The organism is Treponema sp. OMZ 788 (genome assembly GCF_024181245.1).
Taxonomy (GTDB): Bacteria; Spirochaetota; Spirochaetia; order Treponematales; family Treponemataceae; genus Treponema_B.
In genome coordinates, this window is record NZ_CP051199.1 from 2,462,215 (window position 1) to 2,479,902 (window position 17,688).

The window sequence follows — 17,688 nt, forward strand, 5'->3', positions numbered from 1 at the left end:
GTCAATAGGTGAGTTAATTATTTATAAAAAGACTCTTGGATTCGGTTTTTTAAATCTTTCGAAGGTATATATTCCATTGCGGCACCATTATCAAGAACAACCCTCAATACCGCCTCACCGTTATGCAGCCCTTCTAAAACAGTTTTAAGTTTTTCTTGTTTTAGAATTGTGGAAACACGTATATAACCCATTGAAAGATTTCTGTCAAGAGTTTCAAGTTGAAATAACTCTATAGTTTCTTTACTGTCTAATACAAAAAAAGCTTTTGATATAAAAGAATCAATTTTACTGTGCAAGGTAAAATTAAAATAAGCATCCGAGACATAATCCCGCTTTCTCATTTGATAAGTAAAATCAGCCATTACACTGCTTGAGGTATCCTTCTCATCATTTAAAATCATTTTTGCCGGGCGTATGTAATATTTCATATTACCGGATTCCATATAAGCCGTTATAACCTTCTCTTTTCCTGAAGGACCGGTCAAGCACGAAGAAAATAACATTAAAAAAGGTATTAAAATAAAAAAATATTTTTTCATAACACTAAAAAAAACAACCCCACTACACAAATAGTGAGGTTGTTAAAACTATAATAGCTTATTCTCCTGTAACAACAGTCGTTACAATAAAATAAGGAATAGCAGGGCTTGCAGGCCAATCGACACGAATATCAACTGTTCCTACTTTTGTAATACCGCCGTTTTTTGCAGCCTGAGCAACACCGCCCTCACCTTTTAACGGGAATGAAAAAACAAAAGCTTGTGAAGCTTCACCTGTTTTTTCTTCCTACAGTACCTGTAGCACCTGCAACAGGCATCATTGTTGAACATGATGCAAATAATAAAGCAGCAAGTACAACAAATAAAACTAAAGCAACTTTCTTCATAAGTCTCTCCTTAAATTGTTAATTATATTAAACTCCTAACATTTTTTTATACTTATGTCAACACAGCTTTTATAATTATCAGCGTTTTTTTTGAAATATTTTATAGTTTTTTATATTTTAGTGACAAATCACAATATTTATGCTAGAATACTTTGTAAATTACAACTTAAAGAGGCTTTTATGGACAAAATCTTGCAGCAAATCGAAAAAATAGGCATAGTGCCGGTCATAGTTTTAGAAGATGAAAAAGATGCTCTTCCGCTGGGGAAGGCGCTGTCTGCAGCCGGACTTCTCTGTGCCGAAATCACATTTAGAACTGAAGCAGCCGAAAAAGCAATTCAAATTTTTTCAAAAAACTTTCCTGACTTTCTTGTTGGAGCAGGAACGGTCTTATCACCTGAACAAGCCGACAAAGCCGCAGCTGCAGGAGCCAAGTTCATCGTAAGCCCCGGATTAAATCCTAAGGTTGTAGAACACTGCGTTAGATCAGGATATCCGGTAATTCCGGGAGTTTCCACCGCAGGAGAAATAGAACAAGCTATGAGTTTCGGCCTTAACACAGTAAAATTCTTCCCCGCTGAAGCGGCCGGAGGCTTAAAATTTATAAAAGCCATTTCAGCCCCCTATCCTAACATAAAATTTATGCCTACAGGCGGAATAAGTGCCGAAAATATTGCAGAATATGCAGCCTTCCCAAAGGTCATTGCCTGCGGCGGCAGCTGGATGGTTTCAAAAGAGCTTATAAAATCAGGTAATTTTAAGAAAATAGAAGAAGAGGCCGCAACTGCCTTAAAAATGGTACAAGATGCCCGCAAGCCGAAAACAACAGCATCATCTTCCGATTCAAAAACATCAAAGATGCCGCAGCCTTCATCCTCAAATAAAAATCCGAGGGTTATAACGATGGGCGAAATAATGCTCCGCCTTTCGCCCTCAGGATTTAACCGCTTTGTTCAAGCCGATACCCTCGAATTGGTCTTCGGAGGGGCAGAAGCCAATGTTGCAGTTTCTTTAGCAAACTTCGGAATGGAGTCCGCATACATAACAAAACTGCCTACACACGAGATAGGTCAGGCAGCAGTAAACTCATTGCGCCGGTACGGGGTGGATGTTTCAGGCATAATACGCGGCGGAACCCGAGTAGGGATCTATTTTTTGGAAAAAGGAGCCTCTCAGCGGGCATCCAAAGTAATATACGACAGGGCCAATTCTGCAATTGCCGAAGCCTCGCCAAACGACTTTAACTGGAAAGAGATTTTCAAAGGAGCCTCATGGTTCCATTTTACGGGGATCACCCCTGCCCTAAGCAAAAACGCCGCCGAAATTTGCCTTGAAGCCTGCAAGACGGCAAGAACAATGGGAATTACCGTTTCATGCGACCTAAATTACCGCAAAAAACTGTGGAGCACCGAGGAAGCAAAAAAAACAATGAGCCGTATCTGCGAGTTTGTCGATATCTGTATTTCAAATGAAGAAGACGCTGAGAAAGTTTTCGGAATCACCTCAAAAAATACTGATGTAAATTCAGGCAAGCTGAACGAAAATGGCTATGAGGAAGTTGCTTCAGAACTGTGTAAAACTTTCGGCTTTAAAAAGGTAGGAATAACCTTGAGGGAATCAACATCAGCAAGCGAAAACAACTGGTCTGCAATGCTCTACACGGAAGGTAAGGCCTATTTCAGTAAAAAATACACAATGCAGGTCGTCGACCGCTTAGGAGGCGGCGACAGCTTTGCTGCAGCCCTAATCTGTGCAGAATTCAAAGGATTTTCACCCCAAGCCCAGATCGACTTTGCCTCGGCAGCCTCCTGCTTAAAACATTCCATAAACGGAGACTTTAACCAAGTTTCATTCGATGAGGTTTTAACACTCGCACAAGGAGATGCTTCGGGAAGGGTGCAGAGGTAGGGGCAGCCATTATCTATCAAAAAAATATAAATTCTTTTTTCAATTTTACTATCCATTGCAAGCTCTTCATACAATAATTATGAAAGGGGAGAAATTTTCTCTTTTTAAATAATTTTTATGGAGGTTGATATGACACAACCGTTTAAAATAACCCTCCGTAACGACTATGCTTTTAAACGTGTATTCGGAGTGGAAGAAAACAAGGATGTACTTCAGGACTTACTGGAATGTATATTAGACATTCCCCCTGAAACCATCGCAGGGCTGGAACTTCTGGATAAGGAGTTTCATAAAGAGCTTTTAAGCGAGAAGTTAGGAGTTTTGGACATAAAACTAAGACTAAAAGATGGGACTTTTGTTGATATTGAGATTCAAAACAGATGGCACTTTGATTTCCCTGAAAGAACCTTGTATTATTGGTCTAAGATGTATAATGAAGGTGTAAAACAAGGCCAAGACTATACAAAACTTCCAAAGTGTATTACAATAAACTTAATAGGGGAAGGCTTTAATAAAAATAAGCGTTTGCATAATAAGTACGTTATTCTTGAACAAGACACAAAAGAGCCTTTAGTTTCAAAACTTGAGATACATATATTAAACCTTGAAAAGGCAAGGCTGTTAAAAGAAGGTCAGTGTAAGGATAATAAAACAAAACGCTTATTAAACTGGCTTAAATTTATCGAAACTGATAATCCGGAGGTAAGAAAGATGCTGGCAGAAACTTCTAAAGTAATGGCAAAAGCAAATGATAAAATTATAGTAATGGAAATGAGCCCGAAAGAAAAATGGCTCTATGACTCCCGCATGAAATATGAAAACGACAGGGCATCATGTATAAGTGAGGGTTATCGCGAAGGTGTAGCACAAGGCATATCACAAGGTGCTTACCAAAATAAGCTTGAAACTGCTGCAGCCTTTAAGCGGCTTGGTATTGATATTGCTAAAATAGCAGAAGGGACAGGCCTCAGCATTCAAGAAATAGAAGAACTGTAACAAAGGGCGAAGTACAAAGTCGGCCCTGTCCAAAAAACTGTGTGATTGCTTAATTCAAACCACGCATTATCCATTACCAATTACCCATTGAATTTCCCCACAGCTTATACTGGATTTTTCACAAAAAAAGATGTATAATTGTCCTATGAAGAAACTACAAAAAACTCTATTTATGTTGATATATACTCTTTTTGTGATAACGGTGGGATTTGCGGAAATTAAAACATGGGTCGGCGGTGACTTGACTAAACCGACCGATTGGGATACGCCGGACAATTGGTCGCCTTCGGGAAGACCGGGTCTGGGCGATGATGTTGAGATTCCTTTTACGACGAATCAACCGAATATAAATATCAGCGGGATGGTAACAACCAGAACTGTAAAGACATTAACATTAAAAGAAAATGCGGTTCTTACACTCACACTGCGTGATACTCAGTTTTCCTTTACCTGCACAAACGGAATTATAAGCGAAAATGTAAGTTCGGGAACAGAGCCGGGAAAAATCCTTGTTCAGCACACAAGTACCACTCCGGGAGAAGGAAGCGGAACAAAACCGCTGGTTTCTCTGGTCAAACCTTCCGGAGTTTCGGGAGCGAACATCACATTAACAGAAGAACAACCCTCAAACAAGAGAAGAACTGTTACACTTCAGAATATACAATCGGTAGAAGATGCGGTTATAGAACCTTCTCCATGGCCTGGCGATATTTGTGAGCTTAAGCTGAATTCCGAGATAAAAATAGAAAAATCCTTAAACAATAAAGGAACATCTACAAATAACGGCACCTTTAACGCAAACGGTTATACCGTATCTTTTGGGGGATATGCCGGATCGCCTGCTAAAGTAGAAGGCAGCGGCAACACGAATTTTGTCGGACTGACCTTACCGTACCACACTGCTGTTCATCTGTCAGGCGAAAATATTACAGTGAGCGGACAGATAAACAATAACGGTGAAATTACCTCAGATGTCTCGTCTAAGGTAACTTTTACGGGAACCGGTGCATCCGTAACAAGCAGTGGTTCAGCAAGTTTTGCAAATGTAACCATAGCGTCCGGCGGCGGTTTGCATCTTAGCCAGAGTATAAACATAAGCGGAAATTTAGAAAATAACGGAACATTTGCAAACGGGATTAACAATACCGTAACCTTCACCGGCGATAACAGCCAAATTACAGGCACCGGCGCTACAGCCTTTTACAACTTAACAATCGCCAATGGAAAAAAATGTACATTTAATCGGGATATTACCATTACTCATACATTAAACAATGGTGGAACCTTTGAACCTGCCTCCGGCGCGACCAGTAAGACTGTGATTTTTGACGGAAACGATTGCAAAATAACAGGAAATACAGTAACAACTTTCGAAAACCTTACAATAAACTCCGGCAAAAAGCTGACTTTGGAGCAGGATATTAAAATCGGTAAAGCTTTTACCAACAACGGTAGCTTCGATGCAAACGGTAAAACCGTAACCTTAGTTCCTGATGCAGCCTCTCCTCCATCCAATACCGTAACCGTTACGGGCAAGACCGGCGCAAATACCCACGGCGAAACAAGCTTTAATAAGCTGCAATTAACCGGTGCGGGCGGTAAAACGCTGAAAATAGTCAATAACATTAAAGTAAGCGACCTCTATATAAGCGGTACTTCCACTGCATCAAAATTGACAGTGCAAGGTGCGGGTGAAATTGAACTTACAAATACGCACACTCCGAATAACGGTTCCCCGAAAAAAGGCTTCTACTTAGACGTACAGTCAAATATTCCTATAAAGGAGGGAGCCAAATTTTATATTACAGAGAGTGCAGCACCCGGCTCTACAAACTGGGAAATTCCTTCCTCGCTTAAAATATGGAACGGAAATGCAGGAGATCAAAACTGGGGTACAGCGGCAAACTGGGATTCCGGCACAGTACCGTCAACTAATTCCCTTGTAATTATTCCGCAACTGACGGGGAGCACTCCCAAATACCCCAAACTGACGGATGATAGTGCAAAGGCAAAACTTGTCGAGATTAAAAGCGGTGCCTTTCTTGACCTTGCAGACCGTGTAATCAGTAGTGATTCGACCGGGTCTGTAAGACCCAAGCTTATTGTTGAAGGCACCTTAAAACTGACGGGAACTCCGGTACAAAAAAATTGGTTTCCGGATCCCTCCTCTTCCGTGCCTGAGCCTGATAATAAAATAATATTAAAATCCGGCTCCACAGTCGAATATTACGGCAGCACAAACAATGATGTCTGGGAAGGTCCTTATGAAAAGCTGAAAATAAGCGGTACAAGAAACAATTTGACAGCCCAAGAACTAACTGTAAATAAAGACCTTATTACCGATCATACAGGGGTTACCATAACTACAACCAAGGGGCAAACTTATCACGGAAATGTACAGGCCTTTGAAGGTGCATCATACTATCAATTAACCCTTACCAATACCGGAACCGGTACAACCGGTACGATAAAGACATCAAATACCGTTACAACCGGAAATCTAATCGTCAATGGGAATTGGAACGCAGGGGATCAAAATAATTCCGCAACCGTTACGGTAAACGGAGATCTCAATGTAAGCGGTGATATTGCTTCCGTAAACAGCAGCATAAGGGCAAAAAAAGTTTCAGGCTCCGGAGGGAATATTACCGTAAACGGGACAAATGACTGGAGGTGTTGGGGTAACATAACCGCTGAAGGCAATATGACAATACACAATATGAAAGCCACAGGCGGTACTATAGCAGTGCATGGAAATATGACGGCACATACGTTTCATCTTGCGGATTGGGGCAAATTATACTTTAACGGAAGCGGCTCGCAAAACCTAAACTTCACTCAACATGCCGATTCGGAAATTCGGGAATTGGAAATCGGCTCAAGCTCAATCCTTAACCTTGGTTCGCCCATAAAAATAACCGAGATACTCACAAATAACGGTATATTCGCTGCGGGAAATCATACCGTAACCTTGGGTAAAGCGACACCGATAGGAAGCGGTGTTACGGTCCCAACAAGAATCACCATTACCGGAACATCGGCTGCGGCAAACACTCAATTTAAAGATTTGGACTGTACCGATTCGTATATAAAAAAGCTTACTATCAATAATAACATTTCGGTAACGGGCAGCTTGAAACTTGAAGGGCAGTCGGCTGCCTCACCTTTGACTGTAGCGGGCGGTACGAGTGTAGGGACGGGAAGCCCGCACATTGCACTTACGGCCGCAAACACGGCAAAGGGGCAATTTCTTAATGTTGAAACCGATATTGCCATTACAGGCGGCACCTACACGGCCAAAGACAGCATCCCCATCGGATTACCAACTGACATACAAGCCGGTAAACCCGACAACTGGATTTTCACGAATTACGGAGCCTTAGAATGGGCGGGAACTGTCGACAGCGATTGGCATAACAGGCGCAATTGGAATCCTCCGCTTGCGGTTCCGGGAAAGGATACTGTTGTAACAATTCCTCGAAAACCGTCACCGGCTCCTCCTTCCCACGATTATCCAAAACTTAGAAAAGCAGGTGAGGCAAAAAGCATTACGATAGATGAAAAAGCAAGTTTGGATATAGCCGGTTTTGTTATAGACGACAGCTCGGGACGAAGTCCGCTCACCGTTCACGGAATACTGAGACTCAAAGGTACGGCTGACCAAAAAAATTGGTTTACAGCTTCGGCTGCTGTCGACAAAATTAAGCTTGAAAACGGTTCAACCGTTGTATACTATGATAATTCAACTGCCGACATCTGGGGAGGGCCGTATTACAGGCTGCAAGCCCGCAACAGGGATAAGCTGGTAACGGGAAGTGTGTCGCTCACTGTAAACAATACGTTTACCTTCTCTCATACAACACCGTCTGCAACTCTTGAAATAGACACGGGAACAGCTTCTCAAACTTATAAAGGTTATATAATCGGAAACGGGAATAACCTTAAATTTAGTACAAATCTGTTGACAACAATGGATACGGGAAACCGCAATATTACGGCAGCAAATATTACGGTAACGGGTAGTTGGGATAATAATGCACAAATTACGGCACGCAATATAAGTGTAAACGGCTCAAGCGGATTGCAGTCCGACATAGGAGATATACTTGTTTCCGGTGATTTTACCGCTTCAAAATTTATTCAAAACCAGGGGAATCTTACATTTAACGGAACGGGAACGCAGACGCTTTCCGCCAATTCAAAAATAAACAACCTTGTCATAAATCAAAATGCAAGCGTAAAACTCGGCTCGGATATTACGATTAAGGGGAATTTTACCAATAACGGGAGCTTTGACGCAAGAAATACGGGAAGTCCGCCCGGATATACGGTAACTTTGACTAATGACAGCAATCACGACATTACGGGAAGTTCTGCCGCAGCCGGCACCAAATTTTACAACCTCGTCTGTGTCAATGCGGGCGGAAGGCAAATCCGATTTAACAAAAACATCTCGGTATACGGAAACTTAACTCTGAGAGGCTCTGCTGCAAACAATGTGCTTAATCTGTCGGGCACAAATCCTATTGCAACAGCTCAAGAAAGCCCGCCGGATTCCGGAAATTATACTATAACACCTAACACAAGTCATAGCGGCACCATTTATATCAATGCAAATAAAAACCCTTCCGCGCCCGACAATTGTAAATGGCTGGGCGTTGCGACAAATCTTCCGATAGCATCTTTGGATTCAAATACCTATACCTGTACGGCAAGCGAAAGCGCTCCTACGGGAAACTTTGAAGAAATACTTCCTCTTTTAATGGCGGGACACCCGAAAAACTGGATTTTTACCGATGTAAAAAACCTTGCATGGACGGGAGAAACAAATACCGATTGGGATAATCCCGGAAACTGGCGGCCCCGTCCGTCAGCCGCGCCTACCGGAAATCAATATGTAACAATCCGAAAAACAACCGTAAATCGTCCCGTATTGGGAAGCGGAACTTACTACGCTAAAGAAGTGGATGTGCGCGGTACCGCAGCTCTCGACTTAGCCGATAATGTTATATATACGTCGGGCACCCTCACGGCCAAACTTACTACGGCAGGTACCCTTAAACTAAAGGGTACCCCTGCTCAAAAAAACTGGTTTACAGCCTCGGATGCAAATAAAATCCATTTGGATATGGGTGCCGCTACAACAACTGTTGTATACTATAACAATGATCAAACTACAGAACAAGACATAAACATCTGGAAAGGCCCCTACAATAAGCTGGAAGCGGAGGGTAAATTAAACATCGAATCCAAAACAGGAACAACTACTAATACTATTGAGGCAAAAGAATTTACTGTACAAACATTAGCCGAAGTCAAATTAAAATCCGATATGAAGATTAACTCTCAATTTACCAATAACGGAACATTCGATGCAACAAGTTCAGATACAACAGGCTATACGGTAACATTAGGGGGTACAAATTATATCACAATCTCCGGCACAGGCGACGCAGGCAAAACAAAATTCCACAATCTATCTTGTGAAAACGCAGGGGGTAAAACTCTAAAAATTCTCAATAAAATCACAGTTGCAGGAGATTTAACTCTATCAGGTACATCAGGCTCTTCGCCCAAATTTTTGACAATCACAGGTCCTGACTCAGGTAATTCTGAAATTCATCTTAAAACAGCTCAATCGCCTGATGGGGCACGAGGATCTTATTTGCAAATAGATACAGGGAAAGTAGCAATAAAAGGAACCGGAGTAATCTTCTATGTTGTTGATAAAAGCTCAAATATCGGCGGAGAGTTTTCAAGTGAAAACGGCTGGATATTCTTAAAAGATGGTTTGAAAATCGTCAACTCATTTGCAAAACCAGGTGATAGTCACATCTATCTTTTATTTAATCATACTGAATTAACTAAGGATGAATTTGCCGCTTTGGGAGAAAATGCTTTTCAAATCATAGCACCCGGCAAAAATACTTATGCTTCTAAGCTGCAATCAAATGATGTTGTAAAGGTAGACGCAGGAAAAGTTCCCGAAGGACATTCTTTATGGAAGATTACAATTAACAAGGATACTGATCCTTCTAAAAATACTATTCAAGCCGATGATATTCTGCATCAACCTTATCGGGTTCAACTTAAGTATTTTCATACGGACTATAATATAACAAAAGACCACATTTCGGATATCGGAATCGGCATGGTAAAACCCTTAAAAGCTTTTAACTCAACCGTTCTTTATAATTTTGATACCGATTCTAATCCTCCGCTAACAACTCTGGATATTACAATACCTACAGAAGCAAAAGGAACTACAGGCATTCCTAAGCTATACTTTATTTCTGTAACTGCATCCGCTCCTAATAAATTCTGGTATCCGAATACAATGCAAGAACCGGCTAGTATGCCGCCTAAACCTTTGCCGCTGCCGACTTTACCGACCCCGGAACCTTACCCTCCGGGAACGAATATCTTATATCATTTTGCAACTCGGTTAACAGAAGCAGCAAAAGATTATACTGGTATTCAGACAGGCGGACTTCTGAACTTTATTATTCCTGAAACTGATCTGTACATACACAAAGGAAAGATAGGACAATTTATTTATGTATATGACGGCTGGCTGCCTTGTGTCAGGTTAAAAGGCACAGACTCAAACCCGGACAATAATATACTGTCCTTTGATGTCTGGAATTTCCGCATAGTAGGGGTACAAAAGCAGAGGGGAGGAGCTTCGATCTTTGACAATGTTGTTAATCCCCATAAGGGCCAATCGGCAACAATTGCAGCCCACTTGAAAAAGCCCGGTAAACTTACAATTCAGATTATGACCTTGGACGGCAATGTGGTACGCACACTGGAACGCTCTTACAAACCGGCCGGCGACCACTTTGTTACATGGGACGGCAGAAACAACGGAGGGAATCCCGTTGCAAGCGGTATGTACTTTGTAAGAATTGCAGGCCCCGAAATTGACGAGGTAAGAAAAATCTTGGTTATAAAATAGAAATAAAAAAGGCCTAAAGGGCGGCAGTCTAACTGCTGCCTCTTTAGGCCATAAAAAAGCAATTGCTTAAACTACTTCTTTTAATTAGAAAAACAATTAGGACCTATTTTGAAAATCTCTCGCCGAATTCTTTACATTTATCTTTTCCGGCGGCAGTGGGTGCATCATAGATAATCAAGCCTTCTTCAAATAAATCGGCTCCCTTATCCTTAGATCTGGCTTCCCAGTTTCTCATCCATTCTCCGCCTTCCCCGTCACCGGCCCATTCATATGAACCGAACAAGGCGATTTTTTTGCCGGACAATTTTCCTTCGATTGAAGCAAAGAAGGGTTCAAATTCATCCGGTTCAAGCTCTTCGGCACCCATTGCAGGACAACCGAAAGCAATCTTGTCATAATCATCAATGCTCTTTGATCCGAATTCCGAAACGGTAAAAAGAGAAGCCTCTGCTCCGCCTGCTTTTAAACCTTCCATAACGGACTCTGCCATAGACTGAGTGTTCCCTGTTCCGCTCCAATAAATAACAGCAATTTTTGCCATAAAAAACCTCCGATGGTTAAAAATTAATCGAGCCTTAAGCACTCAACAAATCGTAAAGACTTAAGCCCCTTTCTATCTGCAAAGCAAAATGCTTTTTGCATTCATTATATTGATCAAAGGTTTCGGCAGCCTTTTCTGCATCGGCATAAACCTTCCAGTATCCGGAAAAAATACACCCTTCGCCCCTTCGTCTGTAATACTCCAAAACATCGTATACGGGATAACCTAAAAAAAGCCCTATTTCATGCGGAAATGTGCAGCATCTTTTACAGTGTCTGTCCGCCTGCGAGCTGTGCATTTTTAAAGCTAACAGGTTAAGCATATCCTCCAAACTCATCCCCGGCTCATAACCGAACATTAAAAGAGCTGCTTGCACCCTCTCATCCCTAATCAATTCTTCTAAGGCCTTTTTTTTTGTATAGAAGAATTTGCACACCCTTTTCGCAAGCGCACAAAACTCTTAAATAAAACCCCTTTGATTCAAGCAAGTCCTTATCAAGCAAAAAAAACTGCTTAAAATCTTCTGCCGAAATTGAAATCAAATTTGACGGCTTTAGCCCCGCCAAACAAGGAGCACAAGAATAAGCTAAATTATATTCGATGTTAGCAATATCCAACATATGGATATTTAAGCATACTTTTTAAATAAAGTCAACTATCACTTACTAAATAATTATAAAAAATTTTACTATCTATTACAAACTTTTCATACAATAATTATGAAAGGGGAAAATTTTTCTTTTTTCTAAATAAATTTTATGGAGGTTGATATGACACAACCGTTTAAAATAACCCTCCGCAACGACTATGCTTTTAAGCGTGTATTCGGAGTGGAAGAAAACAAGGATGTACTTCAGGACTTACTGGAATGTATATTAGACATTCCCCCTGAAACCATCGCAGGGCTGGAACTTCTGGATAAGGAGTTTCATAAGGAACTCTTAAGTGAAAAGTTAGGAGTTTTGGACATAAAACTAAGACTAAAAGATGGGACTTTTGTTGATATTGAGATTCAAAACAGATGGCACTTTGATTTCCCTGAAAGAACCTTGTATTATTGGTCTAAGATGTATAATGAAGGTGTAAAACAAGGCCAAGACTATACAAAACTTCCAAAGTGTATTACAATAAACTTAATAGGGGAAGGCTTTAATAAAAATAAGCGTTTGCATAATAAGTACGTTATTCTTGAACAAGACACAAAAGAGCCTTTAGTTTCAAAACTTGAGATACATATATTAAACCTTGAAAAGGCAAGGCTGTTAAAAGAAGGTCAGTGTAAGGATAATAAAACAAAACGCTTATTAAACTGGCTTAAATTTATCGAAACTGATAATCCGGAGGTAAGAAAGATGCTGGCAGAAACTTCTAAAGTAATGGCAAAAGCAAATGATAAAATTATAGTAATGGAAATGAGCCCGAAAGAAAAATGGCTCTATGACTCCCGCATGAAATATGAAAACGACAGGGCATCATGTATAAGTGAGGGTTATCGCGAAGGTGTAGCACAAGGCATATCACAAGGTGCTTACCAAAATAAGCTTGAAACTGCAAAAATGATGAAACTGGAAGCCTTTGATATAAATATGATTACAAAGATGACAGGTCTTTCTATCGAAGAAATAGAAGCTTTATAAAACGAGTAAAGAGCGCAAAGGCCTTAAAGAATGAGCCATAGAAGCAAGCTTAAAAAACCTTTGCGCCCTTGACCTGATCAACGGCTAAAGTTCTACCTTTTTATTGAATAACCAGCTGGTCGCTGCAAAAAAGCCGGCTGAAATAAGCATGGTCATAATGACTGTAACCAAGTGAACAGGTATCGGCTGGATATGTCCTAGGGGCTGATATTGGGAGACCACAAATCTTAGATCTATGTACTGCACAAGATCCCATTCCGTGCTTAAATAAGTACCAAAAGCTATTATTCTTTCAAAAATTAAAACAAAAAGAATGACTGCAATAATTTGAGCCGTCATCTTTTTTCTTATAAAAGAACGGGTCAAGGCCTTAACAAACATAAAGGCTGTTCCTACAAGTAAAAATGATGAAACCAATAGTAAGATGCCGTAAAGAAATGGAAGAAAATTCTGTGCAAATATCTGATAAAATATATCCCCTAAAACCGATATGACGGTCCGCCCTGAGGCCCCGTAAAAAACAGTTTGCTGAGCCCCTATCACTATAAAAAAGACGGCAGCTATAAGGGTGTATATTAAATACTCCACAAAACCTGCGAGGATACGGCCCCCCAATATAGCTTCACTTCGTATGGGAATTGTCAGCATAAGATAATTGGTATCTTTGTACAAAAGCTCATCGATGTGTCCGTTGCTGCATGTAAAAAACATTACAAGAGGTATAAAAAAAAGAGCAAAAAATGTTAAGCCGAGCCAAAGGCCCCCTGTAGTGCCCATTGTGCCGAAAGGAGTTTTAAAAATCCCCAAGAGGGCTATCGAACCCAGCGATAAAACTATCATAGTTCCGCTTAAAATCAAAATAGTAGTAAGTCTTCGTCTTATTTCATATTTAAAAATTCTTCCCATTTTTACACTCCAAAAACATCAAGATAGATTTGATAGATAGATTTTCCTCGGGTGCTGCGTAAATCTTCCGCATCCCCTTCCAAAACAATTTCACCTTCTTTTAAAAAGGCAACATCGTTAAATACATGCTCTATATCCGATACCAGATGAGTCGTTATCAGGATGGCACTTTCTTCAGTCCATGTTTTGATTATGGTTTTAATAATCTGCTCTCTCGCTACAGGGTCGGTGCCGCCAAGAGGCTCATCCAAAATATAAAGCTTAGAAGCCCTCGAAAATGTAAGGGTTAAATTAAGCTTTTCAATCATACCCTTCGACATGGTTTTTACAGTTTGATTGGGTTCAAGCTTCATAAATTTCAGCATATCCAAGGCCTTGTTTTTATCGAAGTCCTCAAAAAAATCTGAATAAAAATTGACGGCATCTTTGGAGGTCATCCAAGGATATACAACATTTTTATCCGGCAAAAAGGCGACAATCTTTTTTGTATCCATACCAAATTCTTTTCCGCATATTTTAAAATTTCCGGCTGTAGGTTTTATAAGGCCTGCAATTATTTTTAAAAAGGTTGTTTTGCCTGAACCGTTCGGTCCCAAAAGACCGTATATTCTTCCGCTTTCAATTTTTAAACTGACATCATAAAGAGCTGTTTTCTTTCCTAAGTATGTTTTTTTTAAGTGCTCCGTTTCAAGTATTGTACTCATTTTTTCTCCCATAAAAACTTATTCTAATCTTGCTTTTATTGAGGCAATTATTTGCTCATCAGAAAATTTTAGATTCCTCAATCCTTCAATTGCTGGTACGATAATCTGATCGGCCATCTCTTCGGTCAATCTTTCTACCAGACCTTTTTCATCTACTACAAAACTGCCTAAACCTCGCTTTGCCTCGGTAACTCCCTCACTTTCAAGCTGTTTGTACACACGAAACATAGTATTAGGATTTACATCCATTTCGACCGACATATCGCTCATTGAAGGAATTTTATCGCCGGGGTTAAGTTCTCCATAGACAATCTTACATTTTATTTTTTCGACTATTTGTAAATATATAGGACGATTTTGATCATATACAACTTTCACAACAAAGGAACCTCCGCAAATTTTGAGTATCACGACTCTTCTATCTGTCTATAATACTATAATTCTTATACTGTGTCAAGGCCTCGCAAAACACTGTCGGTTTTTTGGAAGGTTTGGACCATCCTATCGGAGAAATTCATAACGGTTGTATAAACCTGATTTGTTTTTATGTTTATATCGTTAAATGCCTTATCCAAATCTTCGCTGCTCTTTGCCATAAACGAAATACTCTTTACAACATCAATTACGGTCTTTCCTATGTCGGCGGAGTTTTCAACAGAAGCTGCTGCCAAGCGGCCCAACTCTTCGGCTACAACGGCAAATCCTTTTCCGGCATCTCCTGCATGGGCGGCTTCAATGGCCGCATTCATGCTGAGCATCTTTGTCTGTTCGGCAATGCCTGCAATTACCTCAGACATTTCCTGTATGTCGGAAATACTTTGATTTATGTGAACAATTTTTTCGTAAGTAGACTTGAACAGTTTATGGCCGCCTTGGAATGTTTCTACAAGTTCTTGTGCCGCCTGTGCATCTTCTTGAGCTTCGGCAGCATCCATCTGTATATCGGTTAAAAAGGCTTTTACCGTTTCGCATTTTTCAGCCTTTTTTTCATCGCCTTGCTTTAAAGCGGTTTGAAGTTCTTTATATGATTCAACAAGTTCAGTATGCTTTTCTTGAAGCTCATTATAAGCGCCGTTCAACTCATCCGACATTTCTTTTAATTCGTTATAATCGTTTTGCAGCTTTATATAAACAGGAGATTCTTCTATAGAAACGGCAGAAGCGGTTTGTGCATAAGAAGCCGCTTGCGTATAAGAAGATTTTTGGAAAGAAGTTTGCTGAGCGGAATTTTGTAATATAGTTTTATCGTGTTCCTCTTGGGACTGCTTTGTATTATCCGGAATAGAAATTTGCCTGTCGGCTGTTTTAGGCCCTGCATGAAGTCTTAGGTTGGTTTTTTTTGCCTTTTCTTTTTCAATATAAATATTGTATATGACCGAAGAAAGGAGCCATGTCAAAAATACACCGATGACCCAGGCTAAAACTATTAAAAGGACAGCAAGGGTCTTAGCCCGCTTTTCCTGACGGGTAAATCCGTTTTTATATTCGTTTTTCAGTTTTTCAAAACTATTTTGAACGGCATCGAATTCTTTTAAAACAGGCAAAAAAGTGTTAGCCGATGAATCGCCGGTAAGCTCAAACTCCTGCCTCCAAGCCTCTATGCTTTTAAAAAGCTTATTATTTGAAGCTTCATAATCACTATAAGCGGACTTTAAATTAGAATCGTTTTTATCGGCTGTAGAAAGTTTTTTTAAATTTTCAAAAGAATTTGTAGTTTCTTTTATTCTTGCTTTAAGATTTTGAACCGAAAATTCACCATCCTTGCTTGCAGTCCTGTACATATCCGCCCTTAAACTTGCAAGATAGAATCTGTACTCAAGCAAATAATCTGTTCTGAGCTGAAAATCCGAAGAAGGTTTTGAAGCAATAAAAAAAGCTGCACCTCCTATCCCGATCGCCAAAGCAATACCGCACAAAGCAAAAACAATTTTTATGTAGTTTTTCATTACAAGGTCCTTTACATAATCCTTAAATACCCATACATTAGAAGTATGAAAATTTTGCATACCGCCGATCTGCATTTAGGCAAAAGCCTATATGAAGCCCCTCAACTCGAAAGACAGAAAAAAATGCTCGATGATATTCATAAAATTCTTTTAAAAGACGCTTATGCAGCTCTTATTATTGCAGGTGATGTATACGACCGTTCAATTCCCCCTGCAGAATATGTAGCCCTCTTCGATTCATTTTTATCCGCCGTCCATAAGGATTGTCCTGATACAGCCGTGTTCATCATACCCGGAAACCATGATTCTGCCGAAAGGCTTGCCTTCGGTTCTAAAATTTTAAGTGCGAGTAATATTCACATTGCTTCAGACACCGGCAAACTATGCTCACCCGTTATTATATCACAAAATGGAGAAAAAGTTCAATTTTTTTTAATGCCTTTTTTACATTTAGGCTCATTTTCCGGCCAAAATGAGGAGTTAAAATTGACATCTCAATCCGAGATGGCTCAAGAAGCCTCCCGCCGCTTAAAAGAAGTTGTAGATCCGGCAATTCCTTCGGTTTTGATTGCCCATCTTTTTACCTTAAACGGAGAAAGCTCCTCATCCGAAAGAGCCTTTTTAGGTACTGCGGAATATGTCTCGCCTGCCCTCTTCAATTTTTTTTACATACACGGCCTTGGGACACTTACACAAAATGCAAAAAGTAACCGGCAGAATGTACTATTCCGGAGCCCCTCTAACCTATGCCTTCGATGAATGTTCAGCCGAAAAGGTTGTTTTATCCGTCGACATAGACTGCAAGAGTCAAGTCTTTCCTGTACGGGTAGAAAAAATTCCGATTACACCCTTACGCAAAATGACCCGCTTAGAAGGCTGTTTTTTCGATTTTTTTAATACGGATAAATTCGATGCCTACAAAGATGATTTTTTAGAAATAAACCTCACAGGCTCTGCCGTTATTCAAAGCCCGATGAGCCTCTTGCAGCAAAAATTTCCCTATCTTTTAAACCTGCACCAAGAGGCTGTCGCAGCCGAATTAAAAGAAGAAGAGCAAATTCATATCTTAAAAAAGAACATCGAAGACGAGGATGTAATCTTTGAAAACTTTATGCTTTTTGAAAAGGCAATAGACGAAGAGCCCTCTGCAAAAAAACAGGAACTTTTCAAAAGCCTTTGCAGAGAAGGGTTTACCGAGTAAACTTT

Annotated in this window: 12 protein-coding genes and 2 pseudogenes; 6 read left to right on the plus strand and 8 right to left on the minus strand. The window is 40.2% G+C overall.

Going from position 1 to position 17,688, the window contains the following annotated elements:
- Positions 1-17: 17 nt before the first annotated feature.
- Together E4O00_RS12250 and E4O00_RS12255 are read right to left on the minus strand one after the other, a co-directional pair.
- Positions 18-443 (minus strand): hypothetical protein, encoded by a 426-nt coding sequence (locus tag E4O00_RS12250; RefSeq protein WP_253677637.1) that lies wholly within the window; start codon positions 441-443, stop codon positions 18-20.
- A gap of 154 nt (positions 444-597) precedes the next feature.
- Positions 598-723 (minus strand): annotated as a pseudogene (locus tag E4O00_RS12255) (hypothetical protein); the annotation flags it as partial.
- A gap of 343 nt (positions 724-1,066) precedes the next feature.
- On the opposite strand from E4O00_RS12255, the gene E4O00_RS14050 reads away from it, so the two are divergent.
- From E4O00_RS14050 to E4O00_RS12275, 3 genes are all read left to right on the plus strand, one after another.
- Entirely contained in the window at positions 1,067-2,794 is a 1,728-nt protein-coding gene (locus E4O00_RS14050) for a KHG/KDPG aldolase/sugar kinase fusion protein (protein ID WP_305880169.1), read from the plus strand.
- Positions 2,795-2,923: 129 nt separating this feature from the next.
- Positions 2,924-3,790, plus strand: a complete 867-nt coding sequence (locus E4O00_RS12270; protein WP_253677638.1) for an Rpn family recombination-promoting nuclease/putative transposase — start codon at positions 2,924-2,926, stop codon at positions 3,788-3,790.
- 145 nt (positions 3,791-3,935) lie between these two features.
- Entirely contained in the window at positions 3,936-10,748 is a 6,813-nt protein-coding gene (locus tag E4O00_RS12275) for a FlgD immunoglobulin-like domain containing protein (protein WP_253677639.1), read from the plus strand.
- A 103-nt stretch (positions 10,749-10,851) separates the two neighbouring features.
- Here E4O00_RS12275 and E4O00_RS12280 read toward each other — a convergent pair whose 3' ends face one another.
- Complete coding sequence (locus E4O00_RS12280; protein ID WP_253677640.1) at positions 10,852-11,289, minus strand: flavodoxin; 438 nt, start codon at positions 11,287-11,289, stop codon at positions 10,852-10,854.
- 34 nt (positions 11,290-11,323) lie between these two features.
- Positions 11,324-11,909 (minus strand): annotated as a pseudogene (locus tag E4O00_RS14365) (DUF3793 family protein).
- Positions 11,910-12,059: 150 nt separating this feature from the next.
- Between E4O00_RS14365 and E4O00_RS12295 the strand changes: the two are divergent.
- Positions 12,060-12,926, plus strand: a complete 867-nt coding sequence (locus E4O00_RS12295; RefSeq protein WP_253677643.1) for an Rpn family recombination-promoting nuclease/putative transposase — start codon at positions 12,060-12,062, stop codon at positions 12,924-12,926.
- An 84-nt stretch (positions 12,927-13,010) separates the two neighbouring features.
- Here E4O00_RS12295 and E4O00_RS12300 read toward each other — a convergent pair whose 3' ends face one another.
- The 4 genes from E4O00_RS12300 to E4O00_RS12315 all read right to left on the minus strand — a co-directional run bounded on the left by E4O00_RS12300 (position 13,011) and on the right by E4O00_RS12315 (position 16,482).
- On the minus strand, positions 13,011-13,832 hold the full coding sequence (locus tag E4O00_RS12300; protein ID WP_253677644.1) for a hypothetical protein: 822 nt from the start codon (positions 13,830-13,832) through the stop codon (positions 13,011-13,013).
- Between the two features lie 2 nt (positions 13,833-13,834).
- Positions 13,835-14,536, minus strand: a complete 702-nt coding sequence (locus tag E4O00_RS12305) for an ABC transporter ATP-binding protein (RefSeq protein ID WP_253677645.1) — start codon at positions 14,534-14,536, stop codon at positions 13,835-13,837.
- A gap of 18 nt (positions 14,537-14,554) precedes the next feature.
- Positions 14,555-14,914: a GntR family transcriptional regulator gene (locus E4O00_RS12310; RefSeq protein WP_253677646.1), complete on the minus strand. Its 360-nt coding sequence runs from the start codon at positions 14,912-14,914 to the stop codon at positions 14,555-14,557.
- Positions 14,915-14,979: 65 nt separating this feature from the next.
- Complete coding sequence (locus E4O00_RS12315) at positions 14,980-16,482, minus strand: methyl-accepting chemotaxis protein (protein ID WP_371922734.1); 1,503 nt, start codon at positions 16,480-16,482, stop codon at positions 14,980-14,982.
- 45 nt (positions 16,483-16,527) lie between these two features.
- Here E4O00_RS12315 and sbcD point away from each other — a divergent pair, with 45 nt between their 5' ends.
- Both sbcD and E4O00_RS12325 read left to right on the plus strand, forming a co-directional pair.
- Positions 16,528-17,241, plus strand: coding sequence for an exonuclease subunit SbcD (gene sbcD / locus E4O00_RS12320; RefSeq protein ID WP_253677648.1), 714 nt, complete (start codon positions 16,528-16,530; stop codon positions 17,239-17,241).
- Positions 17,201-17,683 (plus strand): hypothetical protein, encoded by a 483-nt coding sequence (locus tag E4O00_RS12325; protein ID WP_253677649.1) that lies wholly within the window; start codon positions 17,201-17,203, stop codon positions 17,681-17,683. The genes sbcD and E4O00_RS12325 overlap by 41 nt, the downstream gene beginning before the upstream one ends.
- The last annotated feature ends 5 nt before the right edge of the window (positions 17,684-17,688 follow it).

Bases quoted from the DNA above. Each gene is read 5' to 3' on its own strand.
- E4O00_RS12250 (WP_253677637.1), bottom strand. From the start codon at position 443: ATGGAATCCGGTAATATGAAATATTACATACGCCCGGCAAAAATGATT.
- E4O00_RS14050 (WP_305880169.1), top strand. From the start codon at position 1,067: ATGGACAAAATCTTGCAGCAAATCGAAAAAATAGGCATAGTGCCGGTC.
- E4O00_RS12270 (WP_253677638.1), top strand. From the start codon at position 2,924: ATGACACAACCGTTTAAAATAACCCTCCGTAACGACTATGCTTTTAAA.
- E4O00_RS12275 (WP_253677639.1), top strand. From the start codon at position 3,936: ATGAAGAAACTACAAAAAACTCTATTTATGTTGATATATACTCTTTTT.
- E4O00_RS12280 (WP_253677640.1), bottom strand. From the start codon at position 11,289: ATGGCAAAAATTGCTGTTATTTATTGGAGCGGAACAGGGAACACTCAG.
- E4O00_RS12295 (WP_253677643.1), top strand. From the start codon at position 12,060: ATGACACAACCGTTTAAAATAACCCTCCGCAACGACTATGCTTTTAAG.
- E4O00_RS12300 (WP_253677644.1), bottom strand. From the start codon at position 13,832: ATGGGAAGAATTTTTAAATATGAAATAAGACGAAGACTTACTACTATT.
- E4O00_RS12305 (WP_253677645.1), bottom strand. From the start codon at position 14,536: ATGAGTACAATACTTGAAACGGAGCACTTAAAAAAAACATACTTAGGA.
- E4O00_RS12315 (WP_371922734.1), bottom strand. From the start codon at position 16,482: ATGAAAAACTACATAAAAATTGTTTTTGCTTTGTGCGGTATTGCTTTG.
- sbcD (WP_253677648.1), top strand. From the start codon at position 16,528: ATGAAAATTTTGCATACCGCCGATCTGCATTTAGGCAAAAGCCTATAT.
- E4O00_RS12325 (WP_253677649.1), top strand. From the start codon at position 17,201: ATGTACTATTCCGGAGCCCCTCTAACCTATGCCTTCGATGAATGTTCA.